The 25,209-nt window shown below is 40.5% G+C and carries 25 protein-coding genes; 4 read left to right on the plus strand and 21 right to left on the minus strand.

The features are described 5' to 3' along the window. Positions 1 to 11 precede the first annotated feature (11 nt). Together ACPF7I_RS07710 and ACPF7I_RS07715 are read left to right on the plus strand one after the other, a co-directional pair. Positions 12 to 674 (plus strand): GNAT family N-acetyltransferase, encoded by a 663-nt coding sequence (locus ACPF7I_RS07710; protein WP_430744032.1) that lies wholly within the window; start codon positions 12 to 14, stop codon positions 672 to 674. A 62-nt stretch (positions 675 to 736) separates the two neighbouring features. Beyond that, positions 737 to 1,273 carry a hypothetical protein gene (locus tag ACPF7I_RS07715; protein ID WP_430744031.1) on the plus strand — a complete coding sequence of 179 codons (537 nt, stop codon included), beginning with the start codon at positions 737 to 739 and terminating at the stop codon, positions 1,271 to 1,273. A gap of 30 nt (positions 1,274 to 1,303) precedes the next feature. Here ACPF7I_RS07715 and ACPF7I_RS07720 read toward each other — a convergent pair whose 3' ends face one another. Continuing rightward, a complete protein-coding gene (locus ACPF7I_RS07720) occupies positions 1,304 to 2,170 on the minus strand; it encodes a DUF3992 domain-containing protein (RefSeq protein WP_430744030.1) in 867 nt (288 codons plus the stop codon). A 187-nt stretch (positions 2,171 to 2,357) separates the two neighbouring features. Between ACPF7I_RS07720 and ACPF7I_RS07725 the strand changes: the two genes are divergently transcribed. Continuing rightward, complete coding sequence (locus tag ACPF7I_RS07725) at positions 2,358 to 2,696, plus strand: DUF3992 domain-containing protein (protein ID WP_430744029.1); 339 nt, start codon at positions 2,358 to 2,360, stop codon at positions 2,694 to 2,696. Positions 2,697 to 2,730: 34 nt separating this feature from the next. Here ACPF7I_RS07725 and ACPF7I_RS07730 read toward each other — a convergent pair whose 3' ends face one another. From ACPF7I_RS07730 to ACPF7I_RS07805, 16 genes are all read right to left on the minus strand, one after another. Then, a complete protein-coding gene (locus ACPF7I_RS07730) occupies positions 2,731 to 3,168 on the minus strand; it encodes a DnaA N-terminal domain-containing protein (protein WP_430744028.1) in 438 nt (145 codons plus the stop codon). Between the two features lie 49 nt (positions 3,169 to 3,217). Continuing rightward, the gene (locus ACPF7I_RS07735) at positions 3,218 to 3,463 is read right to left on the minus strand and encodes a DUF1450 domain-containing protein (RefSeq protein WP_430744027.1); all 246 of its coding nucleotides are present in this window, start codon (positions 3,461 to 3,463) and stop codon (positions 3,218 to 3,220) included. Positions 3,464 to 3,536: 73 nt separating this feature from the next. After that, positions 3,537 to 4,055: a hypothetical protein gene (locus ACPF7I_RS07740; RefSeq protein ID WP_430744026.1), complete on the minus strand. Its 519-nt coding sequence runs from the start codon at positions 4,053 to 4,055 to the stop codon at positions 3,537 to 3,539. Positions 4,056 to 4,059: 4 nt separating this feature from the next. Then, positions 4,060 to 5,181 carry an o-succinylbenzoate synthase gene (gene menC, locus ACPF7I_RS07745; protein WP_430744025.1) on the minus strand — a complete coding sequence of 374 codons (1,122 nt, stop codon included), beginning with the start codon at positions 5,179 to 5,181 and terminating at the stop codon, positions 4,060 to 4,062. Positions 5,182 to 5,238: 57 nt separating this feature from the next. After that, positions 5,239 to 5,946 carry an ABC transporter ATP-binding protein gene (locus tag ACPF7I_RS07750; protein WP_430744024.1) on the minus strand — a complete coding sequence of 236 codons (708 nt, stop codon included), beginning with the start codon at positions 5,944 to 5,946 and terminating at the stop codon, positions 5,239 to 5,241. A 13-nt stretch (positions 5,947 to 5,959) separates the two neighbouring features. Beyond that, positions 5,960 to 6,736: an ABC transporter ATP-binding protein gene (locus ACPF7I_RS07755; RefSeq protein ID WP_430744023.1), complete on the minus strand. Its 777-nt coding sequence runs from the start codon at positions 6,734 to 6,736 to the stop codon at positions 5,960 to 5,962. After that, complete coding sequence (locus tag ACPF7I_RS07760) at positions 6,717 to 8,003, minus strand: branched-chain amino acid ABC transporter permease (protein ID WP_430744022.1); 1,287 nt, start codon at positions 8,001 to 8,003, stop codon at positions 6,717 to 6,719. The genes ACPF7I_RS07755 and ACPF7I_RS07760 overlap by 20 nt, the downstream gene beginning before the upstream one ends. Before the next feature lie 9 nt (positions 8,004 to 8,012). After that, on the minus strand, positions 8,013 to 8,999 hold the full coding sequence (locus tag ACPF7I_RS07765) for a branched-chain amino acid ABC transporter permease (RefSeq protein ID WP_430744021.1): 987 nt from the start codon (positions 8,997 to 8,999) through the stop codon (positions 8,013 to 8,015). Positions 9,000 to 9,120: 121 nt separating this feature from the next. Next, positions 9,121 to 10,326 (minus strand): branched-chain amino acid ABC transporter substrate-binding protein, encoded by a 1,206-nt coding sequence (locus tag ACPF7I_RS07770; RefSeq protein ID WP_430744020.1) that lies wholly within the window; start codon positions 10,324 to 10,326, stop codon positions 9,121 to 9,123. Between the two features lie 282 nt (positions 10,327 to 10,608). After that, on the minus strand, positions 10,609 to 11,778 hold the full coding sequence (locus tag ACPF7I_RS07775) for a sugar ABC transporter permease (protein WP_430744019.1): 1,170 nt from the start codon (positions 11,776 to 11,778) through the stop codon (positions 10,609 to 10,611). Between the two features lie 3 nt (positions 11,779 to 11,781). Then, a complete protein-coding gene (locus ACPF7I_RS07780) occupies positions 11,782 to 13,290 on the minus strand; it encodes a xylose ABC transporter ATP-binding protein (RefSeq protein WP_430744018.1) in 1,509 nt (502 codons plus the stop codon). Positions 13,291 to 13,350: 60 nt separating this feature from the next. After that, on the minus strand, positions 13,351 to 14,433 hold the full coding sequence (gene xylF, locus ACPF7I_RS07785; RefSeq protein ID WP_430744017.1) for a D-xylose ABC transporter substrate-binding protein: 1,083 nt from the start codon (positions 14,431 to 14,433) through the stop codon (positions 13,351 to 13,353). Between the two features lie 179 nt (positions 14,434 to 14,612). Next, positions 14,613 to 15,845, minus strand: a complete 1,233-nt coding sequence (locus tag ACPF7I_RS07790) for a helix-turn-helix domain-containing protein (protein ID WP_430744016.1) — start codon at positions 15,843 to 15,845, stop codon at positions 14,613 to 14,615. Beyond that, positions 15,820 to 17,262 (minus strand): sensor histidine kinase, encoded by a 1,443-nt coding sequence (locus ACPF7I_RS07795; RefSeq protein WP_430744015.1) that lies wholly within the window; start codon positions 17,260 to 17,262, stop codon positions 15,820 to 15,822. The genes ACPF7I_RS07790 and ACPF7I_RS07795 overlap by 26 nt, the downstream gene beginning before the upstream one ends. Beyond that, positions 17,259 to 18,245, minus strand: coding sequence for a sugar-binding protein (locus tag ACPF7I_RS07800; protein ID WP_430744014.1), 987 nt, complete (start codon positions 18,243 to 18,245; stop codon positions 17,259 to 17,261). Before ACPF7I_RS07800 ends, ACPF7I_RS07795 begins: the two co-directional genes overlap by 4 nt. A gap of 77 nt (positions 18,246 to 18,322) precedes the next feature. Then, positions 18,323 to 20,008, minus strand: a complete 1,686-nt coding sequence (locus ACPF7I_RS07805; RefSeq protein ID WP_430744013.1) for a methyl-accepting chemotaxis protein — start codon at positions 20,006 to 20,008, stop codon at positions 18,323 to 18,325. A gap of 167 nt (positions 20,009 to 20,175) precedes the next feature. On the opposite strand from ACPF7I_RS07805, the gene ACPF7I_RS07810 reads away from it, so the two are divergent. Then, positions 20,176 to 21,519, plus strand: a complete 1,344-nt coding sequence (locus ACPF7I_RS07810; RefSeq protein ID WP_430744012.1) for a TrkH family potassium uptake protein — start codon at positions 20,176 to 20,178, stop codon at positions 21,517 to 21,519. Positions 21,520 to 21,531: 12 nt separating this feature from the next. Here the strand turns inward: ACPF7I_RS07810 and ACPF7I_RS07815 are convergent, their stop codons facing one another. The 4 genes from ACPF7I_RS07815 to ACPF7I_RS07830 all read right to left on the minus strand — a co-directional run bounded on the left by ACPF7I_RS07815 (position 21,532) and on the right by ACPF7I_RS07830 (position 25,202). After that, on the minus strand, positions 21,532 to 22,722 hold the full coding sequence (locus tag ACPF7I_RS07815; RefSeq protein ID WP_430744011.1) for an MFS transporter: 1,191 nt from the start codon (positions 22,720 to 22,722) through the stop codon (positions 21,532 to 21,534). A gap of 105 nt (positions 22,723 to 22,827) precedes the next feature. After that, a complete protein-coding gene (locus tag ACPF7I_RS07820; RefSeq protein WP_430744010.1) occupies positions 22,828 to 23,124 on the minus strand; it encodes a rhodanese-like domain-containing protein in 297 nt (98 codons plus the stop codon). A gap of 11 nt (positions 23,125 to 23,135) precedes the next feature. Next, positions 23,136 to 24,776 (minus strand): CoA-disulfide reductase, encoded by a 1,641-nt coding sequence (gene cdr, locus ACPF7I_RS07825; RefSeq protein ID WP_430745941.1) that lies wholly within the window; start codon positions 24,774 to 24,776, stop codon positions 23,136 to 23,138. Between the two features lie 72 nt (positions 24,777 to 24,848). Then, entirely contained in the window at positions 24,849 to 25,202 is a 354-nt protein-coding gene (locus ACPF7I_RS07830; protein WP_219985912.1) for a sulfurtransferase, read from the minus strand. Positions 25,203 to 25,209: the final 7 nt, after the last annotated feature.

A 25,209-nucleotide genomic window follows, 5' to 3' on the forward strand; every position in this document is an offset into this window, starting at 1 on the left:
GAGGGAGAATAGTGTATAAAAAGCGACTTTACGTCTTTCATGGCGATCGTCCTATTCCTGCCATCATTCGTAACTATGGAGAGGAAGATATGGATGCGTTAATTCGCATTCAACAAGAAAGTTTTCCTCCTCCTTTCCCATCTGAACTATGGTGGAATAAAGAGCAGCTTATGAATCATATCACACTTTTCCCAGAAGGAGCGTTATGTGTCGAAATTGACAGGGAAGTCGTCGGATCGATGACCGGTTTAATTGTGAACTACCATCCGAACGATGCCGATCATACGTGGGAGGAAATAACGGACAACGGATATATTCGCAATCATAATCGAAACGGCAATACGTTATACGTCGTTGACATTGGTGTGCGTCCAGCATATCGCAAACTCGGGTTAGGAAAATGGCTTATGCAGTCGATGTATGAAGTTGTCGTTCATCAAAAGCTTGAACGGTTATTAGGTGGCAGTCGCATGCCAGCATATTATCAATATGCAAATGAAATGACGGCCGAACAATATGTAGATGCGGTTATAAACGGAAAACTCACAGACCCTGTCATTACATTTTTACTTCGTTGCGGTCGCACGCCAGTGAAGGTCGTCGCCAATTATTTAGAAGATGCCCAGTCGTACAACTACGCCTTGCTCATGGAATGGCGCAATCCGTTTTTATAACGCCCCGTCCACACCTTCTTCCTCTCTCGTTCATACAATAAAGTAGAGAGGAGGAAGAAGTGATGAAAAAATGTTGTTGTGCACCTATGCGCCATAAACCGTTACCGCCACAGCGTGACGAATGTCCATGCTGTGTTGAAGGAATGAAAAATGTATTAGCACAGCTAAATGGAAAAGAAGTCGATATCGCCACACTCGATCAAACAGGACCCGGGCAAGGAAATAATAATTTTACGATCGGTCCAATTGTAAATGATTTGATTGTTACTGGCACAATTCCAGGTACAGGACAAAGTGGACGCTCGGCAGCATTTCCAATTTGTAACGTCGTCGGAGTGAGAGGAGACGTATTGAAAAACATTTCCCTCCCCCCAATTGACGAAACGTGCGACTGTTGTGAACGTTCAATTACAAGCTTTTTACAACGTATCCAAGGGCAAACGGTTGATGTCGACACATTAGCTACCGGGCAGTTCAATAATATGCAAAACGTTACAATCGATACCGTTGGGAAAGGAACGGTCCGTCTGACGAAAACGAACGAAACATGGATCGTCAACAGTTGCTTTATTTCAGGTATATTTGGTTTTACGCTATAAGAGAGCTTCGCTTGACGCGTCGCTCTCTTTTTATATCGGGCAACTTGGTATATGAACATGTTGTGGGCATATGTTTACTTGTTGTTCGACACGCGGTAGACATATCGTTCCTTCTAATTCCACTTTCACACGCCCAAGCGCTTGAACATGTTGACAAAGTTGAACAGAGATGAATATTTGCGGGCACGTTGTTGAAAGAAATGCCACTTTACAGTCGGCCGTAATTGTTTCACAAACGATGTCCGTCTCCGCTGGAGCACATAATAACACGTCTTCGATCGTTGCTAATGAAATCGGCTTTGTTTCCCATACCGTTCCGTCTTTTCGGATGCATTGCACCACAACAAACGCCTCGATGAGAACATATACTCGCTGTAAGTTCACATGTTTTCCATTCGGCAACGTGACATGCACCGTCTGACGTTCATCAAGTATGCGACAAGTCATCTGTTCTGGTTCAATCGGCTGTCCGCATGCATCAGTCAATATGCAACGAATATGTTCACAATCATTCATACGATGGAGCTGTTGATGAAGTTGAATACATACACGTCCGACGCACATGCCATTTCCTTCACACTCAACTTGAACGTCATGTAAATGTGATATGGTCACTGAGCGTGATTCTCCTTCTTGCAACGAGAAAGCAAATTCTCCATTTATAAAGACGTCCATTTTTTGTCCGCACCCTTGCTCATATACGACGGTCACCGTTCCAAACGCTTGCACGCTTTCTTCCGCTGACCATACGATCGTTTTTTTTCCGCACGGTATACAAATGTTGACACAAATATCGTTCTTCACAATAGGTTCTGTCAACGTTTCCTTTTTTGTTAATTTTACCGATCGCGCAACCCAGTCAAACACTTTTTCCACATGAATACAATGCTTTTCCACTTGCCATCCCCCCTTTTTCATTCGATATATCATACTATGTGTGTATGTATATTCGTGCATAGGCACACGATGAAAAAAATGTGTAAAAATTAGGTGTGCAACATAGGACAAAATCCTATACACTTTCTCTTTCGTCGCATTGTATATAAAGGAAGATGATTCTTCAATTAAACGAAAAGGAGCGGATATGATGAGCTGTGGAGGATGTTGTCCAGACCGTCCAATTGTGACGGATGAAGTTTGTCAAAATTGGGAGTTTTCATGTGACGGTACAGATCGTACGATTTGGGAAGCAGATGGGGATGTTATTAAACCGTTTGGAACAGTAACTGTATTAGTTGAAAATAGTTGTGATGGTGTCGAGGTACGCGTTAATCAAACGTTAATTGCCACATTAAAGGAAGGGCAATCCTTTTCAAAAACATTTAATAGCTTACGAAATGTATCAATTCGTTGTTTAGGAGGATCAGGCGGTTCTATTTGCTGCGGAAAATTATGTATGACGGTACATTACAAAAAATGTTAACAAGCAGAAGCGTTCCATTATTTGGAACGCTTCTTTAATGAATATATGTTTTCTGTACAGGTTTCTCATCTGTTGCAAGCAGTCGTTCAAGAAAATCTGTACGTTCACGCAGTTGGGCCACTTCTTTTTCTATTTCTTCCATTCGCCGTTCCACTTTTGTGACGCGCGCTTCAAGATTCCACGTTTGTTTTTCGATGGCAATCATGTAGTTCCACATACGCATAAATTGCTCGTTAGAAAGCTCATGGGGTGCCTCTAACTTGACAACCACCCGTTTTCCGCAAACTTTTTCGATCGCTTGTTCAATGTAAGACATATACAACGTTTCAATCCAACTTTTTTGCATTGGGTTTGTGCAATGAATAGTGACCGTATCTTCCTCCATCGTTGCTGTCGTTCCTTCAATCCATGTTTCAAAAGCAAGTGAGGACATCATGCGAGATAACACTTGTTTGATTTCTGACCACATCATTTTCCCCCCTTTCACACATGAAATTAAACAAAAATAAAAAAATTCCTGCTTATTTTTCCCGAAACGCCCACCATTGTTTTGTCATTTCATAAGAAATACGATCATACAATTCGTCCGTCGTCGTCGCTTTTACAGCTTCTCCGTCAATTAAAACGAACGGACAATGTTTGCACGTTTTGCATTTGCCGATGCAATCTTTTCGCTTCACTTTCACATGTTTGAACGTTTGTTTTAAAAATTGATACAACGTTTTCGTTGCGAATTTATTCTTTTTACAAAAATATACTTTTTTCATTCACCAACACTCCAAGTATGATAACTATAATCATTTTCACTTCTATCATACTTGGAATATAACATTCCTTCAATTATTTTTGTTCAGCATACAAAAGCAACTGTTCAAGCGAACGAATGATATATGGAATCATCTGTAATAAATCATCAACATGGCTTTCGTTAATCGTACGCTCGAAATCAATCGTCACATGATGAGTATATCGTTCATGTTTTGGGTATGTGTACGTTAACGTTTGTATAACCGTGCGCTGTTCTCCCCAAATGTGCTTTAGCGCCTGTTCTACGGCTTGGCAATCGACATGTGTAGCTGAAAAAGAAAACGAAACCGTCAAAGTACAACCTGCGTTTGCAACATCTTCGTGTAACAACTCGTTTGCAATATGTTGAAGCGTCATTTCAAGCGAAATAGTACACGTCACTTGATGAGCATGACGCAATTGAAAAGAGAGAGCGTACGCGCGCGTAAATTTCGCTAAGTCAACAACGTCTGAGCGATCAATGATCGTAATCAGTTCATCATTTGTATCTAAATCGTAAACGGCTCCTTCAACAACTGTTTTTAAATTATCAAAAATCGTTGGGTCAAACATATCCTCATCCTTTCACACGCTTATATATTTTTGAACGAACGACACGCCGCTCAACTTCTTTCATATTCACTTCATAGCCTATACCGGGCTGTTTCGAAACAAAAATGCGTCCATGATGAACGGTAACTTCTGGATCAATGAAATCACGGTCCCAATAATTTGCCGACGCAGCTGTATCGCTTGGTAAAGAAAAATGTGGAAGTGTCGCTAAAGCGATGCTATGCGCTCGGCCGACTCCCCCTTCTAACATCCCACCGCACCATACAGGAAGATGATGTTGTTGGCATAAGTCATGAATGCGTTTCGCTTCCGTTAATCCACCTACTCGGCCAATTTTTATATTGATGATTCGGCAACTTTGCAATTCAATTGCTCTTTTGGCATCTTCATATGAACAAATGCTTTCATCTAAACAAATCGGCGTGTTTAACTTTGCTTGCAATTTCGCATGATCAACGATGTCATCTACAGCAAGTGGCTGTTCAATCATAAGCAACTCATAGTCATCGAGCGCTTGTAAGCGATCGATGTCGTGTAACGAGTAAGCGGAGTTTGCATCGACCATGAGCGGAACATCAGGGAAATGTTGACGAACGACACGAACGACATCTACATCCCATCCTGGCTTAATTTTTATTTTCACACGTCTATATCCTTCTATAAGCGCCTGCTCCATCCGTTTTAATAAATCCGTTATCGGTTGAATACCGATGCTTACGCCAACTTCTACTTCTTTTTTTTCGCCGCCTAATGCTACGTGTAACGGAATATGATGCCGCTTAGCAAACAAGTCCCATACAGCTCCTTCAAGCGCCGCTTTCGCCATGTAATTGCGACGAACGATCGAAAACCGTTCAAGCAATTCATCCGGATGATGAACGGGAGCTTGGAAAAGAAGGGGGATTAAAAAAGCTTCAAGCATATGCCACATCGTTTCCAGCGTTTCTTCAGTATACCAAGGGGCAGAAAAAGCAACACCTTCTCCCCATCCACGCTCGCCATCTTCATCGATCGCTTCCACTAATAAAACAGGTCGCGCTTTCATCATCCCATAGCTTGTTGTAAACGGCGATTTTAATTCCATTTCTAAATGTCGCAATATCACTGTATCAATTTGCACATCCATCCCTCCGAGACAATTATACAAAAAGGCGCTAGCTTTTGTCGCCAGACGCCTTGTGATTCACCCTAAATATGCTTCTCGTACTTGCTCGTTTCCAAGTAGTTCTTTTCCTGTACCCGACATTGTAATTTCCCCTGTTTGAATGACATATCCTCGATGCGCGATTTGCAACGCTTGAAACGCGTTTTGTTCGACAAGCAAAATTGTCATTCCCTCATCGTTTAACTCTCGAATAATATGAAAAATTTGCTCGACGATAATTGGAGCTAACCCCATCGACGGTTCATCTAACATGAGCAACTTCGGTTTCATCATTAAAGCACGACCGATCGCTAACATTTGTTGCTCTCCTCCGCTCATCGTCCCCCCTTTTTGTTGCAGACGCTCTTTTAGCCGAGGGAAATAATGAAAGACTCGCTCCATTCGTTCGGCTATCTCTTTTTTATCGTTCACCGAAAAAGCACCCATTTCCAAATTTTCTTTTACCGTTAATCTCGGAAAAATTCTCCGTCCTTCAGGAACATGGGCGATGCCTGCTAACGCGGTTACATGTGGTGGCGTATTTGTCATGTCTTTTCTTTCGTATACAATCCTCCCACTTTTCGCCTTCACTTGTCCGCTAATTGTTTTTAATGTTGTCGATTTTCCAGCACCGTTACTGCCGATTAACGTAACGATTTCCCCTTCACATACTTCTAAATCAATTCCTTTTAGCGCATGAACCCCACCATAAAACGTATGAACGCGCTCTAAACGCAACAAACTCACTCGCCATCCCCTCCTATGATGCTGTTGTCGCTCCTTTTCCTAAGTAAGCTTCAATGACTTTTTCATTATTTCGAATGTCATCTGGCGTACCCTCAGCAATTTTTTCTCCATGATCTAACACAATAATATGTTCAGAAATTTCCATAACGAGCTTCATATCATGTTCAATTAAAATAATTGTTAGTTGCAATTGTTCGCGCATATCATAAATGAGCTTCGTCAATTCCGCTGTTTCTTTCGGATTCATTCCGGCGGCAGGCTCATCTAGCAGCAACACTTTTGGTTTCGTCGCTAGTGCGCGGGCAATTTCAAGTTTTCGCTGCGCCCCATAAGGTAAATTTTTTGCCTCTTCGTTATAAAGTGACTCTAAACCGACGTACTGCAAAAGACGATACGCCTCTTGTTTCGCCTCTCTTTCCTCTTTGCGCATCAATGGAGTAGAAAATATCGTATGAAATAACCCGCTACGTAAATGCGTATGCATGCCAACCATAACGTTTTCTAATACGGTCATCGCTCCGAATAAACGAATATTTTGGAACGTACGCGAAATACCTTTTTGTGCAACTTGATGAGGCTTTAATCCAACGAGCGACTCGCCATTTAATAAAATATTACCGCTCGTCGGCTCATACATCCCTGTGACCATGTTAAACAATGTTGTTTTTCCTGCACCGTTCGGTCCAATAACAGCTGTAATTGACCCTTTTTGTACATCCATATCAATATTGTTGTTTGCTATAAGCCCACCAAATTGCTTTGTTAATTGTTTAACCGTTAAAATAGACACCTTTCGCTCCCTCCTTTCCATCTGCTACGTTTGTTACACCACTTTTCAACTCTTTTTCATCAAAACGAGGGTTTTTTGCCGGCAACAATCCTTGTGGACGATACAAGGCAAACACAATTAAAATCAAGCCAAAAATAAACCGTTGCATTTTTGCTGGAGATAGGGCATCAGGAATATGAACGGCTCCACTTAAACTAAGCTGGTTCAACCAGTTTGTTAACTCTGTAAGCACTTGAAGATTTAAAATCGTTACAAGCGCCGCACCGAGTATAACCCCCGGGACACTACCCATGCCTCCTAAAATGACCATGACGAGAATTGTAATGGACTCGAGCAGTGTAAAGCTCGTTGGATCAACAAACGTCTGTTTCGCTGCAAATACGACACCCATCATTCCTGAAAATGAAGCACCAACAGCAAACGCCATCAACTTTGTACGAACGAGCGGAATGCCCATCGCTTGTGCGGCAATTTCATTTTCCCGCACCGCTTTCCACGCTCGTCCAATTTTCGAATATTCTAAACGACGGACAATAAAAATCGTAAGCAACAAAATAACTAATACAACATAATAAAATTGACTCGGGTACATAAATTCAATTCCAAACAGTTTGGGCGGTTGAACAGAAGCAAGCCCCATCGCACCGTTTGTAATGTTAACCGGTTTATCCAAATTATTAAAAATAATACGAATAATTTCTCCAAATCCGAGCGTTACGATCGCTAAATAATCTCCTTTTACTCGTAGCACCGGGATGCCGAGCAACACTCCAAATATTGCAGCAACAACACACCCAATGATTAAAAATATCCAAAAACTTTCTCCGGATAAAGGATACTTTCCGAATGGCATGAAGTTGTTTGCCTGTGCTGTCGCAAAAATACCGTACGTATAGGCACCAATGGCAAAAAAAGCTACAAACCCTAAGTCTAAAAGGCCGGCAAGCCCTACGACAATGTTTAATCCGAGCGCCATGGCGATGTAAATTCCGACTAACGTTGCCACTTCCATATATGATTGATAAGCTTCTCCTTGACTTGCGGCGAAAGGTAATAGCACGCTTAATACGAGAATGCTTATACCCCACTTCACACGATTCGAAAATGACGTAAAATATAAAAATAAAAGCGAAGAAAGCAAAAGCAAAAATGCAACAACTGATTTTTGTGCTAAATATAAACTGATAAACGTTGTAGCGATATACGCACCAATCAAGGTCGCCTGAAGACGTTTATTTTGCTCCAATACGTTCAACCATTTTTTCATATCGACCACCTACACTTTCTCAACGGACACTTTTCCGAATAGCCCTTCTGGCTTGAAAATGAGAACAATAATTAAAATAGAGAAAGCAAACACATCTTTGTATTCCGCTCCTAATATTCCGTCAGAGACGATCGGTAAGTTTGCTGCTGCAAACATTTCAAGTAGACCGAGAACCATGCCACCGAACATCGCACCGCGAATGTTTCCAATCCCACCCAATACCGCTGCGGTAAAAGCTTTCAATCCTAAAATGAAACCGATGTATGGATCAATCGTTCCATATTGAATCGCAAAAAGAACACCTGTTGCTCCACCTAATGCGGATCCGATAAAGAAAGTTAAAGCGATAACTTTATTGACATTTACACTCATAAGCGCAGCCGTTTCACGATCTTGGGCGACAGCACGCATCGCCATCCCCCACTTCGTTTTATTCACAAAAAAGTCAAGCGTCATCATCATGACAACAGCTGTAACTAAAACGATAAAGAATGAGGACTTAACTGAGGCATCATGAAATCCTGACCAAATAGAGGAAGCAGAAATGTTTACTTGTCCAGTAAACAAACTTGGACCAGTTAAAATGTAGTTTCCTTTCTTTAATTCTGTAATAAAACGAACAAAATCTTGTAACAAAAATGAAATACCAATTGCTGTAATGAGCGTAATTAGTTTGGGAGCATTTCGCAATGGACGATAAGCAATTCGCTCAATGCCCATGCCGAGCAATCCTGTCACAATCGATGTCGCTACAAGAACAAGAATCAACGCCAGCAACATCGGCATAGAAGATAGCCAGCCAAAAGCAGAAAATGATAATAAGAGCGCCGTTCCAACAAATGCACCGGTCATAAAAATTTCTCCATGAGCGAAGTTAATAAGTTCTAAAATGCCGTACACCATTGTGTATCCGAGAGCGACAATGGCGTATACCGCGCCCAATGCCAATCCGTCAATGACGACTTGTGGCAACGTTTGTAGCACCTGTTCGATCATACGTGGTTCCTCCATTTCCTTGTCTTTTTCTAAAAACATTTAGCTTGTCCCTTTGTTCGTGAAAAAATTTACAAGAAAAGGGTACGGCAAACTGTCATACCCTTTTCAAACGTATTCATCATTATTTGCTTACTTCATCTTCTAATCGAGCTGGATATGTTGCTTCTTCAAATTTGTAAATGTAAATTTTCGCGTATTTGTTGTCCCCTTTTTCATCAAAGCTTACTTTCGTCACCACTCCTTCATAATCTTGAACGTGACGAACCGCTTCCGCTACTTGTTCACGGGAAGGAAGTTTGTTTCCGTTTGCTTTAATCGCATCTTCAATCGCTTTTAATAAAACACCCATCGCATCGTATCCATAAGCGGAATACGATTCAATATTTTTGCCGAATTTTTGTTTGTACTTTTCAGCGAACTGCTTTCCGGCCTCTGTCGTCGTTGCAATACCTGCTGCAGATGTAATGAATGTATTTTTCACTGCATCCCCCGCAATTTCAACAAGCGTTGATGAATCCATCCCATCTCCGCCCATAAATGGTACATTAATCCCTTTATCACGGGCTTGCTTAATTAACATTCCACCTTCTGTGTACATCCCACCGAAATAAACGAGATCCGGTTTTTTCGCGAGCACCTGATTTAATACGCCATTAAAGTCTTTCTCGCCAATTGTAATTCCTTCAAATCCAACAATTTCGGCACCTGCTTCTTCCGCTCCTTTTTTAAACGCTTCTGCTAAGCCTGTGCCGTACGCCGTTTTATCTTGAATGATAAAAATTTTCTTTGCTCCTAATTTTTCAACAGCGAATTTGGCACCTGCAGGACCTTGGAAATCGTCACGTGCACAAATGCGGTTCACCGTTTTTAAGCCTCTGTCAGTTACATCTGTTGCTGTGTTTGCTGGAGAAACCATTGGGATGCTATATTTTTCGTAAATTTCTGAGGATGGAATGGCAACGCCTGAATTCAAATGTCCAACTACACCTAAAACTTGCTGATCCGCCCCAATTAATTGAGCATTTGCTACCCCTTTTTTCGGATCGGCTTGATCGTCATATGGAACGAGTTCTAATTTGAAACCTAACTTCTCAAATTTTTCTTTTTGCTCTTCTAAAGCGAGTTGAGCCCCAAGTTTAATCGATTCCCCTAACGTTGCTGCCCCACCAGAAAGCGGACTTTGTGTGGCGATTTTAATGACTGTCCCCCCTCCCGCTTCTCCACCGTTTTTCGCCGTTTCCGACGTCTTCTCTGCCGAACAGCCAGCTAACAAACCAATAGCTAGAGCAGCAGATGTGAAAACAGAAAGCGTCTTTTTCCTTTTCATGTCAATCCCCCTTTTTATTTTCTGAAAATTTAATATTTTCACAAGAATAATATAATATGAATTAACAGAATAGACAAGACGTATTTTTGAAATTTAAAAGAAAAGACATATTTCAACAAAAAAACTGATCGTATTAACGATCGGCTTCTCCACATCCCGCTGAACAATAAAATGAAACGTGTGAAAATATTCTCCCTAACAATATATCTCTAAAATTTTTCCATTTTCATACAAAAGAAGCGCCAGTAAGGCAGCATTTTCTGCCTTGCTAGACGCCCTTTATTAATTCGTTTTTCGTTTTCGACTTGCAATATCAATCCAAACGGCTAAAATTAAAATGCTTCCTTTTACAATATATTGCCAAAATGTTTCCATGCCTAATAGCGACATCCCGTTATCAAGCGACGTCATGACCATCGCACCGATAATCGCGCCGATAATTGTACCGGATCCTCCCATCAATGATGTTCCCCCGATGACGCAAGCAGCGATCGCATCAAGTTCGTACATTTGACCGGCTGAGATCGTTGCTGAAGATAAACGAGCTGTTAAAACGAGCGCAGCAATTGCTGAAAGTAGTCCAGTAAAGACAAACAGCATCATCGTATGACGTTGAATGTTAATTCCAGATAAACGAGCGGCTTCCGCATTGCCACCGATTGCATATACATGTCGGCCAAATGTCGTTTTTGTCGCAATAAATGAGAAAATAAGCGCTAATGCAATGACAAAAATAATAGGGAACGGAATTCCTTTATAACTATTCATCGTAAGAACAAAAGCTAAAATCAGTATACTAATAACAAACAGTTTGGCCATCTCAAGCGGCAATGGCGAAACAGTAAAACCGTATTGTTGCCGTGATTTACGCTTACGAAACGTAGAAACAAATAGAGAAACAATAGCGATTACCGCAAGTACAATACCGAACACGTTCGTAAAATACGCACTTCCTAATGCAATGAATTTCGCATCGAAAATCGGAATGGTTGTTGATTTCGTAATCCCCATTAACGCCCCACGGAAAATCATCATTCCACCTAACGTGACAATAAAGGCAGGAATGGCTCGGTAAGCGACTAACCATCCTTGTACAAGGCCGACAAGAGCCCCTGCAATCAATGTACATACAATGACAACGGATGTTGGCATTCCCAGCCAATTGCTTAAAATAGCAGCAATGCCTCCTGTGAGGCCGACGATTGAACCGACGGAAAGGTCAATGTGTCCCGCAACAATGACGAGCACCATCCCGATTGCCAAAATCGCAGTAACTGACATTTGTGTAAATAAGTTAGATAAGTTTCGTGCACTTAAAAACGTTTCATTTAACATTCCGAAAAAAATCCAAATGGCAACGAGGGCACCGATCATCGTATAGGCGCGAATATCTACTTTGCCAAGTATATTTTTCTTTTTTTGCTGCTGTTCAATAACTGCTTTGACTTCCACGACTCATTCCCCTCCTGTCGCTGCCATCATAATATTTTCTTGTGTTGCTTCATCGTGCGACAACTCTTTTACGATTCGTCCTTCACGCATAACATAAATGCGATCGCTCATCCCTAAAATTTCTGGAAGCTCAGAAGAAATCATCATGATAGCAACGCCTTCTTCAGCTAATTTATTCATTAAATGATAAATTTCATATTTTGCCCCGACATCAATGCCGCGCGTAGGTTCGTCTAATATTAAAAGCTTTGGCTTTGCCATTAGCCATTTCGCTAATACGACTTTTTGTTGATTTCCTCCAGATAATGTACCGACTGTTGTTTCTAACGAAGCCGTCTTCGTTTTTAGTTCATCGACGTATTTTTGACTCCATTTTAATTCTTCGTTTTGATTAATGACTTGCCAGCGGCTAATGTTTTTTAAACTGGCTAATGTCGTATTTGTCTTTACATCCATTCCAAGTACAAGTCCTAACCTTTTCCGATCTTCTGTGACAAGGGCAATGCCCGAACGAATGGCATCTTGCACGGAACGAATATGCATTTGTTTTCCTTCAATCCACACTTCTCCTTCTGCCTTTCCTTCGTACGCTCCAAATAAACTCATGGCTAGTTCTGTCCGCCCAGCACCCATTAAACCGGCAATTCCGACGATTTCCCCGGCACGAACGGTTATATGAATATCGTCGTTGACTTTCATCGGTTTTTCCTTATGCCAAACAGAATAATTTTTTACTTCTAATACGACATGTCCTGGTGTTTTTTTGACATACGGATAACGCTCTGTCAACTCGCGTCCAACCATGAGTGCAACAACTTCATCTTCATTCGTTTCCGCTCGCGAAAGCGTTGCAATCGACTTTCCATCGCGCAATACGGTAATTGAATCCGCAAGTCGAAACACTTCCGGCATTTTATGAGAAATATAAATACATGCAACGCCTTGTGCGCGCAGTTGTTCTAAAATGCCCATTAAAATTTCAACTTCGCTCTCTGTTAACGCAGCTGTAGGTTCATCTAAAATTAAAATGTTAGCTTGTTTTGCTAGCGCTTTTGCAATTTCAACTAATTGCTGTTGACCAATGCCAAGCGAATGAATTTTAGTTTGCGGAGAAATGGTTAATCCGACTTTCTTTAACCATTTTTCTGCTTCATAATACAATTGATCCCATTGAATGACACCGAATTTACGTGGTTCGCGCCCTAAAAAAATGTTTTCACCAACTGTCATTTCTTTTACAAGCGCAAGCTCTTGATGAATGATCGCAATGCCTGCCTGTTCAGCATCAACGATATGGCGGAACGAAACAGGCTTGCCGTCAATGCGAATTTCACCTTCATACGTGCCAGCTGGATACAGTCCGCTTAACACTTTCATCAACGTTGATTTTCCTGCTCCGTTTTCACCACAAAGCGCGTGAATCTCCCCTTTTTTCACTTTGAAACTGACACGATCAAGCGCTTTCACACCGGGAAACTCTTTCGTAATATTGATCATTTCTAATGCATACATCTACGTCACTCCCGTTGTATCATGTCGAAAAGAAGGGTCTGGCAAAGCCAGCCCCTATTTTCACTGTTTTGGCCATTGATCTTTCGGTACGTTTTTAAACACGTCCTCTAGTTTGTGGTAGCCATCTTTAATGACTGTATCCAATACGTTATCTTTTGTTACCGCAATCGGATCAAGCAATACAGATGGAACATCGATTTTGCCGTTTGATACCGTTTGATTCGTTTCGATTTTTTCACCTTTCGCTAGTGCAACAGCCATTTCTGCTGCCTTCGTCGCAATCGCTTTAATTGGTTTATATACTGTCATCGTTTGCGTTCCTTCGACGATACGTTGCAATGCGGCTAATTCGGCATCTTGTCCTGAAACAGGTACTTTGCCTGCTAATCCTTGTGCTGCTAACGCTTGAATGACGCCACCCGCTGTTCCGTCGTTCGCTGCAACAACAGCTTGAATATTGTTATTGTTTGCTGTTAATGCGTTTTCCATATTTTTTAACGCTTCTTCCGGCTTCCAATCTTTCGAGAATTGATCGTAAACAATTTTAATATCGCCTTTTTCTTCAAGTGGCTTTAATACGTTCATCGCCCCTTGGCGGAATAAATGTGCATTGTTATCTGTATCTGCTCCACCGATATAAACATAGTTTCCTTTCGGTGCTTTCTCTACAATCGCTTGTGCTTGCATTTCACCGACGCGCACATTGTCAAATGAGACATAATAATCTACTTCAGCATTTTTAATTAAACGGTCATAAGAAATAACAGGAATCCCTTCTTTATGCGCTTTTTCTACGATTGCTGCTGACGCTTCAGCGTTATGGGGTACAACGACAAGAACATCGACTCCTTCAGAAATAAGCTGTTCAGCCTGGCTCAATTGTGCAGCATCATCTCCATTTGCTGCTAATGTCTTCACCTCTGCTCCAAGTTCTTTCACTTTTGCTTCAAACAGTTCTTTATCCCTCTGCCAACGTTCTTCTTTCAGCGTATCCATCGAGAATCCAATCACGATTTTGTCATCGTCTTTTTTTGTCGATTCGCTCCCCCCTTCGTTTCCTGAAGATACAACACCACATGCTGTTAGTGCAGACGCTAACACAAATGTTGCCGCTCCCTTCGCGACATGTTTCCACCACTTCACACGTATTCCCCCTTGTTTTTCATATGATTTACATGTTAAGCGTAACATAGGAAAAAGAAAGCGTTTTCTTTCTTTTCTTCACTTATTTGTTGTATATTCGCACAATTTAAGCGCTTCCATCGCAACAAAAACAAACAAACTAGCATTTTTTTGTGATAAAACAAAAAAATGCTAGCGCTTTACGAACGCCCGCATACTTGTTGCCGATATTCGGTTGGTGTCATATTTGTCACTTTTTTAAACACACGGCTAAAATAGTTTGGGTCTTTATATCCTACGCGATAACATGCTTCTTTCACAGTTAATCCTTCGTCACGCATAAACTGCTTCGCTTTTTCAATACGTAAGTTTGTTAAATAGTCAATAAACGTCTGTCCCGTTTCCTTTTTAAATAGTTTACTAAAATAGTACGGTGTCAAATGAACGTATTTTGCGACTTCTTCAAGCGTCACATCATAGCCATAGTTTTCGTGCAAAAACAGTTCGACTTGCTCAATGACGCTGCCGTTTGTTTTCAAATTGATTTGTTCCACTTCATCCGTTATCGGAACATCGTCAATATGCATCACTCGGCTAAATGACGATAAATAACATACAGCTGTCTGCGCTTCTTTGTATGAACGTTTCAGTCCGTCAATGCTTGACTGTACTGTCCCAATTCCTATTTTTATTCGCTGCTTCAGTTCCTTCTCGAGGCGCTTTAACAACGATTGAACGAACGAAATGACATGCTCATGCGGTTGACTTTCAATAAAAATGGCCATTTGCCTTTGACGAAGCGGACTGCATAAACAACGTCGATGGTGTTTTACGCATTGTTTCACCGTTTCTTCCCACTTTTCGCGCTCACATACATCATTTTTTTCTAATTCAATAACGATGGCGTACGCACACTCAAATTCTATACCACTAAACGTATGTGCAGAGCATTCATCCATTTTTCCCATCAATAACCATGTCCAAGCTGTTTCACTTAACATTTGCAACTGAACGAGCTTTTCACGAGCAATTAATTGTTGTTCGCGCATCGCTTGTTCTTCCATAATTTGATGTAACAATTTTCGTAACAGATCAATGATTTGCTGCTTTTTAGCTGGTTTTAACACGTATTCGCTTACACCTAAGGAAATAGCCTCTTTCGCGTATGTAAAGTAATCATATGCAGTTAAAATAGCAACTTTCGCTTGTGCATCGATCTTTCGAATTTCAGCAATCGCTTCAAGTCCTTGAATACCCGGCATTTTTATATCCATAAAAATAATATGCGGACGATGTTTTTCTACTTGCTGAATCGCGCTTCGACCATGTTCGGCATGAAAAATCGTAAACGTATGCGGAAATGCCCGCTCGATCATCAATTGCAATCCTTCCCGCTCTAGCGGTTCATCATCGGCAATAAGTAGCTTGTACATCGCTCTCCCTCCTTGGCAGTCGCAAAATAATGGCAGTTCCTTCGTTTGGTGCACTTTGTATATCAAGTATTTTTTCTACCCCGTAAAAAAGTTGGAGACGTCTCAGCACATTTTCTAATCCAAGTCCTGTCGAATGGCCTGTTTTCGTTAATGAATATGATGCGTTCATAATCGCTTTTTGCACATCATACGGCATTCCTACACCGTTATCGGCTATCGTCACTTGAATACAGTTTCTTTTTTGTTCGATCATTAATTGAATTTTCGCCCCTTTTTCCATTCCTTCAATCCCATGAATAAAAGCATTTTCGATGAGCGGTTGCAACGTTAAGCAAGGAATCGGTTGATCCAAACACGCTTCATCTACTTCAAGCTGAAAAGAAACGCGATCGCGAAATCGGGCTTTTTGAATCGCAAAATATTCTTTCGCATGCTCTACTTCTTCACGCAACGTAACAGGTTGATCTAACTTTCTTAAGTTATATCTCAACAAATTAGATGTCGAAATAGTCAGCTCGCTTGTTTGCTCAGCTCCTTCAATATAGGCTAGCTTTGAAATGACATTTAGCGTATTAAATAAAAAATGAGGATTAATTTGACTTTGAAGCGCTTTTAACTCGAATTCACGCACGAGTTTTTCTTTCTCTAATATTTCCATATTTTTCGAGATTAATATACGCAAGTTTTCGATCATATGTTGAAATGTTTTACCGAGCAAGCCGATTTCATCATGCCCATGGAAGCGAGGAATTCGCGCATCTAGTTGACCAGCTGATATTTTTTTCGCCGCATGAACGAGATGATGGATTGGAATGACAATTGTTCGTGATAACCATATGGCAAATACAATACTTAAAATCGTTGTTAAAATAAACAACGTCCCGCCCAATTCATTCATTCTTGCTGTATGCTGTAACATTTGTTTGTACACGGGTTGATACAAGCTCAATTCGACATCGACGAGCGCTTGGCTATCTTCTCTAATGAATGATGCAACTTTTTCAATTTCGTTATACTGATCCGCATAGTCTGTGAATTGTTGCTTTGTTAGTTTATGAATAATAGATTGTTCTAAATCAAGAAAAACATAAATCATATTTTTATAATTTTCCAAGGTAAAAGCATTATTTCCTTCTAATTGTCTTTCTTTTAATTCAAGGCTTAGTCTTTCTAATTGTGTTTTATGTTTGATCAGCTGTTTGTAGTTATATTCATCTTGATGAATCAAGTAGCTACTTAAAAAGCGGACGTTTTCTTGTGTCTCAAGTGAAATTTGCTTATATAAAAAAATGCGTTGCATCATGACATCGTAGCTTTCTTGTACTTTTTTTCCGTTTTGAAAAATGAAAAATGCGATGCAATTCAGTAAAAGAACGAGAAGCGGAATAAAAACAAACAATTTTGTTCGAATTTTCATTTGTTTCTCCCCTGCTGAACGTTTTGGCGGTCAATAACTTCAATCGAAGTAAAATGTTCTTTACGAATTTGTTTTCCTGAGAGATGATCGATCATGAGTTTTACTGCTGAATAACCCATATCGTAAGGTTTTTGAACGACCGTTGCGACAATATCTCCGTTTTTTATTGCTTCTACTGTTTCTTCCACATCGTCAAAACCGAAAATTTGAATGTCATTCCGATGTAAATTGTTCGTAGCCATCCGAATGCCGATCGCATCTAGCGCACTCGTGCCAACTATAACAGAAATGTTTGGGTGTTTTCGCAACATTTGCTCGGCTTGAATGGAAGCTTGAATGCGCGAAATGTTTGATGATGCAACTGAAACGACTTTCAGCCGCGGATGTTGGTGAATAACAGATAAAAATCCTTGCAAACGTAAACGTTGATTTTCGGACGTATCCGTCCCGATTATAACCCCGATCAACCGCTCTCCTTCAATTCGAGAAACAACAGCCTGTCCGAGCAATTGCCCTGCTTCAAAATTGTTTGTTCCAACATAGGCGATGCGACGACTTTTTGGAGCGTCAGCATCGATTGTGATCACAGGTATATTCCGTGAAATAGCTTTATCAATGAGCGGTGTAAACGCTTCATCTTTTAAGTTTTGAACAATGATACCATCAACGCGAGATGCAATTGCTTTTTCTAACAATTTCACTTGCTCGTCGATGCTTGTTCGAAGCGGACCGATATATTCGATATTTACACCATACAACTTTCCCGCTTCCTTTGCTCCTTGTTCAATTTTACGCCAATATGGATTATCAAACTCTTGGGATATTAAAATAATGTGTGGAAGATGAGATGCCGGTTTTTGTTCATGTTGTAGCTTGGCTACTGTTTTTTCAAGCTGTTTTGTTACGGTAATAAAGTGAAAAAAAACATATAAAAACAGAACAAACAATATAATAAGACTTATCGTCCATTTTTTTCGCGTCATCGTCGTCACCTAATTTTACTATAATCTGTTTTGATAACGTTTACAATTATTTTTAAAGCGACAGATTTCCTGTCGCTTTACACGGTAAATCGATTGGTCGTTTCTTTCATCTTTTCTGCAATGTCATACAACCGTTGAGCCGTTGCGGCTACTTCTTGGGCTGATGCGGTTAATTCCTCTGACGATGCAGTTACTTCTTCTGTCGCTGCTGAGTTTTCCTCAGCTACCGCGCTGATTTGTTCAATACGCGCGACTACTTTATCTTTCTCTCTCACAATTTCATCCATTGCCTGCTCAGTAGAAATAAGCAATGGGGCGATCTGGCTAATTGATGTTAAAATGTCAGCGAACGAACGGACGGTCTTCTCAACGGCATTGGCTTGTTCTTTAATAAAATGCTCTACTTCAGTCGATGTATGAATCACGTCATCTGTGTTTTTGCTAATTGATGTAATAAGTTGAACAATATCCTCTGTAAATGATTTGGACTGTTCAGCTAACTTGCGCACTTCATCTGCCACAACGGCAAACCCTTTTCCTGCCTCCCCTGCACGTGCTGCTTCAATTGCTGCATTTAAAGCTAATAAGTTTGTCTGATCTGAAATTGTTGAAATCATTTCCGTAATCCCACTAATTTTCTGTACGGATGTCGTTAATGTCCGAACATGGTTTGTCACCGTTTCAAACGCTTGTTTAATTTGTTCGATCGAAGCAATTAATACATCCATTTGTTTTTTACCAATATCTGCCCGTTCAGACGTGCGAAGCGCCTCTTGTTTGACATTTTCAAGTTCTACATATACACGTTCGACTTTCTCTGTTAAATAAGAAAGCGAATGGGTCATATCGGCTAAATCGTTCGCTTGTGCGGCCGCTCCTTGCGATACTTGTTCCATCGTTGCCGCCACTTCTTCAGTAGATGCAGACATTTGTTGTGAAGTAGCTGATAGTGCGCTTGATTGTTGGTCGATGGCATCCGCTTGCGTCTGAATGACAACAGCCATATCCCGAAGTGCTCGTTTAGTCTCCGCAAGTGCGCGTGCCATTTCACCGAATTCGTCTTTGGACTCGAGAAGTTTTTTAGGTACCTGCTTGCTAAAGTCGCCGCTAGCCATTTGTTCGAGATGTTGTTTGGCGATATGTAACGGTTTCATAATTCGAATAGAAACAAAGAAATGATATGCGATGACTCCAACAATGACAAACAATGCAGAAATAGCAATCACTTTTATAATAACGTTATTAATCTCTTGATTGACGACTTGTTTTGGCATACCGACAAAAAACATACCGATGACTTCATTACGATCGTTTGTAATTGGTAAATAACTCGTTACATACGGTTCCCCAAGTACGTTTGCTTCACCGATGTAACGTTTTCCCCTCTGAATGACCTCCCGTACAACCTTCGGATCTGCTTTCGTTCCTATTTGTCTTTCGCCATCTTTCATAATTGTGGTGGTAACACGTTCATCGTTAAGAAAAATGGTACTGTCTGTCCCAACAACTTCTTTTACATAATCAACGACCTTTTCGTTGTTGTTAATTTCTACTTCTCCTTTATACAGCTTGCCGTCTTTCATTTGCCACTTCCCAACAAACTTCGCATCAATCAATCGCAAAGCAAGCTGAGCGTTTGTCGTTATCACTTTATTGGCGATTAATGATTGAAATTGAACATAAATCATACCGTTAATAAGCCCAACTAATAAAAAAACGGTAAGAATATATACCGCTACAATTTTTCCACGCGTCTTCATCATTGTCCCCTCCACTTTTGTGAATCAACGAGCAACACTATTTTATCAAAGGTAACAAAATTTATAAATACAAATATTGCTTTTCATGAAAAAACAGACTTGCATTCCTTTTTGTCATTTGCCAAAATCAAAATATGTGTAAAACGAAAACATGCGAGGGAGTTAAAGCTGTGAAATCTCGAAAATTATCGCGCCTATCTACCGTTCAGCTTATTGTCTTATTTTACTTTGTAGCTGTTTGCATATCGACATTTTTACTATGGCTTCCTATTTTTCATCTGCCTGGGGTAAAGATTAGCTTTGTTGATGCGTTGTTTACAGCAGTCAGCGCCATTAGTGTAACAGGCCTCACCGTCGTATCAACAGCTCATACCTTTAATACACCTGGTATATTTGTATTAGCTTTTATTCTTCAATTTGGCGGAATTGGCATTATGGCACTTGGAACATTTATTTGGCTTATGTTCGGAAAAAAGATTGGGTTTCGCGAACGCCAACTGATTATGACCGACCAAAATCAATCAACATTTTCGGGATTAGTAAAGTTAATGAAAGAAATTTTAACGCTCATTATCGCGATCGAAATGGTTGGTGCCGTCATTTTGGGGATTTATTTTCTTCGTTATTTTCCATCGTGGCAAGAGGCTTTTTTTCAGGGCTTTTTTGCATCGGTGAGCGCAACGACAAACGCCGGCTTTGATATTACAGGACAGTCGCTCATTCCATTTGCCCACGATTATTTCGTCCAAACGATACATATGATTTTACTCGTTTTAGGTGCAATTGGTTTTCCTGTACTTATTGAAGTGAAAGAATTTTTCTTCCATCGTCAAAAACAACAATATCGTTTTTCGCTTTTCACAAAATTAACGACCGTCACATTTTTTCTTCTCGTTTTATGTGGGACATGGGCTATTTTATTCATTGAATGGAATCGCTTTTTTGCGAATAAAACATGGCATGAGTCGCTTTTTTATGCGTTATTTCAATCCATTTCTTCCCGCAACGGTGGACTAGCAACAATGAATGTCGCCGATTTTTCTGAACCAACGTTACTTGTTTTAAGTGTCCTCATGTTTATCGGTGCCTCTCCAAGCAGTGTAGGGGGAGGAATTCGAACGACGACGTTTGCTATTGTGATGTTGACGATTTTCTTTTATGCAAAAGGAAAAAACTCGATTAAAGTGTTTCAACGGGAGATTCATCATGAAGATATATTAAAGTCGTTTATCGTGTTTGGAACGGCTTTTATTCTTTGTTTTTTAGCTGTTGTATTTCTTTCTTTTTCAGAGCCTTTTACAATGATCGAAATCGTTTTTGAAGTATGCTCGGCCTTTGGAACGACCGGTTTATCCATGGGTATTACATCCCAACTAAGCACATTTGGAAAACTAGTGATTACGGCTTTAATGTTTATTGGGCGAATTGGCATTTTATCGTTTTTGTTTCTTGTTCGCGGCAACAATCAAAAAGAGACATACCATTATCCAAAAGAGCGCATTATTATTGGTTAAAAGCGAAGGCATTTATGCTCCTTCGCTTTTTAACTGTTCTTTTTTACGAAACATCGTGTACATCATTAACAAAAGTGATAAAGATCCAAACAAAACGACCATATTGTCTAATCCAATTGTATCTAACAAAAATCCAGAAGCTAACAATACAATTTGGAACGTCACGCGGTCAAACATATTTTTAAATGAAAAAAATCGACCGTGGTATCGCTTTGGAATGTTTGTTTGAAAAATGGTCGCGATCATTGGGAAAAAACAACCGACAGATATGCCGAACAATCCAAATGAAGCGAGTGAAACCCATTTGATATGCGCAAAATGTAGAGATAGCTGTGCAAAGGCAATGAAACATGTTAATACGTACATCCATCTTATATACGTTTTGTCATGAGCAGCATATTTAATGAAAAATGCCCCGAACAAAAATCCGATTCCTTCAATGGTATATAGCCATCCTTTAATTGACGGATCATGTTGCAATTCACTAATATTGATGACCATTAAATTAAATCCGCCAATAAACAACTGTGGCACAATCGTTAAAACTACCGCCATATAAACGATGGGCAATTGACGAATGATTGGAAATATGTCCGTAAATCGCTGTTTTTCTTTCTTACCGTGTTTTGTTTCACGCCTTTCTTCTTTTATATCAATAAAAAACGTAAGGAAGAATAGGAAAATATATGCAATCATCGCTCCAATATATAACGTTTTTAAACTCGTAATCATTAGTAGCGCACCACCGAAGGCAGTACCAGAAATACGTGATAGTGCAGAAATGTTCATATGCATCCCATTGACGGTCATCAATTGCTTCTCATCTGTTACAGCAAGTGGAATGATCGCTTGTAGCGTTGGAAAATAAAAAGCTGCCGCCGTCTGAATCGAGATCATAAAACAAATCATGAGAAAAATAGATTCATATGTTAAAGCGAATAACATAAAAAGGACGCTCCCTACACGGCCGATTCCAGCGTATAGAAGAATATGTTTTTTGTTATATGTATCGATCCATTTCCCCGCTATTGGACTAACAATCACACCAGCAAGCAAACCAGAAAATAAAATAAGCGACTTCACAAAGTCGGAAGGAATATGTTTCTGCATAAATTCTAAATTCCCAATGATTCCAAGCCATAAGCCAATTCCCGCAATAAACTCCCCTATGAAAATAAGCATAATATTTTTATTTTTCCACATACATATTCCCCTTTACTTATATCTCCCTTCCAACACATGTCTTTCATTTTACAATAAAACGATTAAAAATGCATAAAAAATAAGACTGGCACATCGCCAGTCTTATTACTCCACTTCTCCTTCCCAACTCATCATGCCACCAACCATGTTTTTTACATGAAAGCCGCGTTCAGCTAGCCATTCGCACGCTAATGCACTTCTGCCTCCTGAATGGCAAACGACGATGTATGTTTTGTTTTGGTCAAGTTCGTTTAAACGAGCAAACAGCTGTCCGAGTGGAATATGGCGGGCACCCGGAATTTTTCCTGCTGCCACTTCATGTGCTTCACGAACGTCTAACACTTCAACATTTGTTTCATGACGTAGCGTATCTGCTTCTGTTGGCAAAATATTTTCAAACATGTAAATCCCCCTTATTTTACACTTGAATACAGTTTATAACCACCGTCTAAATTTTTAGCTTGAAATCCATGCTCTTGTAAAATACGCGTTGCTAAATAGCCACGTAAACCAACTTGGCATGTGACGTAAATCGTTTGATCTTTCGGCAATTCATGGAGACGATCGCGCAAGTCATCAAGCGGAATATTGATGCTGCCCGGAATTGCTCCTCTCGTTTCTAGCTCTTTCGGTGTGCGAACATCAATGAGCAACCCACCGTCGGCGACGATGTCGTCAATTTCATGCCATTGTACCGTTTCAACCATCCCATCAAGCACGTTCGATGCCACATACCCAGCCATGTTTACTGGATCTTTCGCCGATGAAAACGGTGGAGCATATGCCAGTTCTAAATCAGGTAAATCATATACCGTTAGTCCGCCTTTAATCGCTGTGGCGATGACATCAATGCGCTTGTCAACTCCATCTTGTCCGACCGCTTGCGCCCCGTAAATACGCCCTTGCCGATCGAAAATTAACTTTAACGTCATTTGAGTAGCACCTGGATAGTAGCTAGCATGGCTCATTGGATGAACGTGAACAACTTCATAATCAATGCCGTGATGTTTCAATACTTTTTCATTTAGTCCTGTTGCCGCAACTGTCATATGGAAAACTTTTGCAATCGATGTACCGAGCGTTCCATTGTATTTGACATCACGACCGTTAATGTAGTCAGCGACAAGTCGACCTTGACGATTGGCTGGCCAAGCAAGCGGAACGAACGTTTCAAATCCATGGACGTAACTTTTTACTTCAATTGCGTCGCCGATAGCAAAAATGTTCGGATCAGATGTTTGCAAATGCTCGTTCACTTTAATGGCACCACGAAAACCAAGTTCCAGCCCCGCTTCTTTCGCCAACTGGCTTTCTGGCTGAACTCCAATCGCTAAAATAATCATATCTGTATCGATCGCGCGACCGCTTTTTAATACGACACGTCTTCCTTCGTTTTCAAACGCTTGCACACCATCTTCTAAAATTAATTCCACCCCATGCTCCTTCATGTGCGTATGCACAATAGCTGCCATTTCGTAATCAATTGGCGCCATTACTTGATTGGCCATCTCTACAAGCGTTACATGTACGCCTCGCTCTGTTAAGTTTTCAGCCATTTCTACACCGATAAAGCCTCCACCAATGACGACAGCACGTTTCGGCTTTTCGTCGTCAACAAATGAACGAATGCGATCGGTATCCGGTACGTTGCGCAACGTAAACAGCGCTTTCGCTTGATCTATTCCTGGAATAGGCGGAACAATTGGCTTCGCTCCCGGTGATAAAATGAGGACATCGTATGGCTGTTCATATTGTTCATTTGTTTGTAAATTCCTTACTGTTACCGTTTTTCGTTCACGATGAATAGCTGTCACTTCACTTAAATTGCGTACATCAATACGAAATCGTTTCGACATGCCGTCGACTGTTTGTACGAGTAGCTTACCTCTTTCTCGAATAACATCCCCGATGTAATACGGAAGTCCGCAGTTTGCAAACGAAATATATTCACCACGTTCAAACATAATAATTTCATCTTTCTCACTTAACCGACGTAAACGAGCGGCGGCAGAAGCTCCCCCGGCTACACCGCCGACAATGACGATTTTTTTCATCATATATCCCCTCCATATACAGGTACGTGTAAATGTATTATACCAAATAAACCTTCGGCAAAGTTTGAACAGTTAGTGACATTTTACCATATCCCATTTACGAACGTTTCCTTTTTCTTTTATATAATATCCTTTGACAGAAAAATGATAACGCCTTAACAGGCGAATAGCGACATTTTTCTCTAAAGCATCGTTCGCAATGACAATAACTTCACGGTGCGGAATCGTTTCATAATAACGTTTCAAATACGCAACTGGAATGCGATGCGCCTTATCGATATCATCTGCTTCATTGTAGTCGCGCACATCGAGTATTGTAACATGTTTATGTGTAGGTAACATTTGCAGTTCCTTTACACCCCGAACAGGTACGTATCGATAATATAAAGCATATAACATGAACATCAAAATAAACGCATAAGTCATGTTGTCT

It is taken from the genome of Anoxybacillus dikiliensis (assembly GCF_050613275.1).
Classification (GTDB): domain Bacteria; phylum Bacillota; class Bacilli; order Bacillales; family Anoxybacillaceae; genus Anoxybacillus.

Coding starts and splice junctions, on each gene's coding strand:
- ACPF7I_RS07715 (WP_430744031.1), top strand. CDS start 737: ATGAAAAAATGTTGTTGTGCACCTATGCGCCATAAACCGTTACCGCCA.
- ACPF7I_RS07725 (WP_430744029.1), top strand. CDS start 2,358: ATGATGAGCTGTGGAGGATGTTGTCCAGACCGTCCAATTGTGACGGAT.
- ACPF7I_RS07730 (WP_430744028.1), bottom strand. CDS start 3,168: ATGATGTGGTCAGAAATCAAACAAGTGTTATCTCGCATGATGTCCTCA.
- ACPF7I_RS07735 (WP_430744027.1), bottom strand. CDS start 3,463: ATGAAAAAAGTATATTTTTGTAAAAAGAATAAATTCGCAACGAAAACG.
- ACPF7I_RS07740 (WP_430744026.1), bottom strand. CDS start 4,055: ATGTTTGACCCAACGATTTTTGATAATTTAAAAACAGTTGTTGAAGGA.
- menC (WP_430744025.1), bottom strand. CDS start 5,181: ATGGATGTGCAAATTGATACAGTGATATTGCGACATTTAGAAATGGAA.
- ACPF7I_RS07760 (WP_430744022.1), bottom strand. CDS start 8,003: ATGAAAAAATGGTTGAACGTATTGGAGCAAAATAAACGTCTTCAGGCG.
- ACPF7I_RS07765 (WP_430744021.1), bottom strand. CDS start 8,999: ATGATCGAACAGGTGCTACAAACGTTGCCACAAGTCGTCATTGACGGA.
- ACPF7I_RS07770 (WP_430744020.1), bottom strand. CDS start 10,326: ATGAAAAGGAAAAAGACGCTTTCTGTTTTCACATCTGCTGCTCTAGCT.
- ACPF7I_RS07780 (WP_430744018.1), bottom strand. CDS start 13,290: ATGTATGCATTAGAAATGATCAATATTACGAAAGAGTTTCCCGGTGTG.
- ACPF7I_RS07790 (WP_430744016.1), bottom strand. CDS start 15,845: ATGTACAAGCTACTTATTGCCGATGATGAACCGCTAGAGCGGGAAGGA.
- ACPF7I_RS07795 (WP_430744015.1), bottom strand. CDS start 17,262: ATGAAAATTCGAACAAAATTGTTTGTTTTTATTCCGCTTCTCGTTCTT.
- ACPF7I_RS07800 (WP_430744014.1), bottom strand. CDS start 18,245: ATGACGCGAAAAAAATGGACGATAAGTCTTATTATATTGTTTGTTCTG.
- ACPF7I_RS07805 (WP_430744013.1), bottom strand. CDS start 20,008: ATGATGAAGACGCGTGGAAAAATTGTAGCGGTATATATTCTTACCGTT.
- ACPF7I_RS07815 (WP_430744011.1), bottom strand. CDS start 22,722: ATGTGGAAAAATAAAAATATTATGCTTATTTTCATAGGGGAGTTTATT.
- ACPF7I_RS07820 (WP_430744010.1), bottom strand. CDS start 23,124: ATGTTTGAAAATATTTTGCCAACAGAAGCAGATACGCTACGTCATGAA.
- cdr (WP_430745941.1), bottom strand. CDS start 24,776: ATGAAAAAAATCGTCATTGTCGGCGGTGTAGCCGGGGGAGCTTCTGCC.
- ACPF7I_RS07830 (WP_219985912.1), bottom strand. CDS start 25,202: ATGACTTATGCGTTTATTTTGATGTTCATGTTATATGCTTTATATTAT.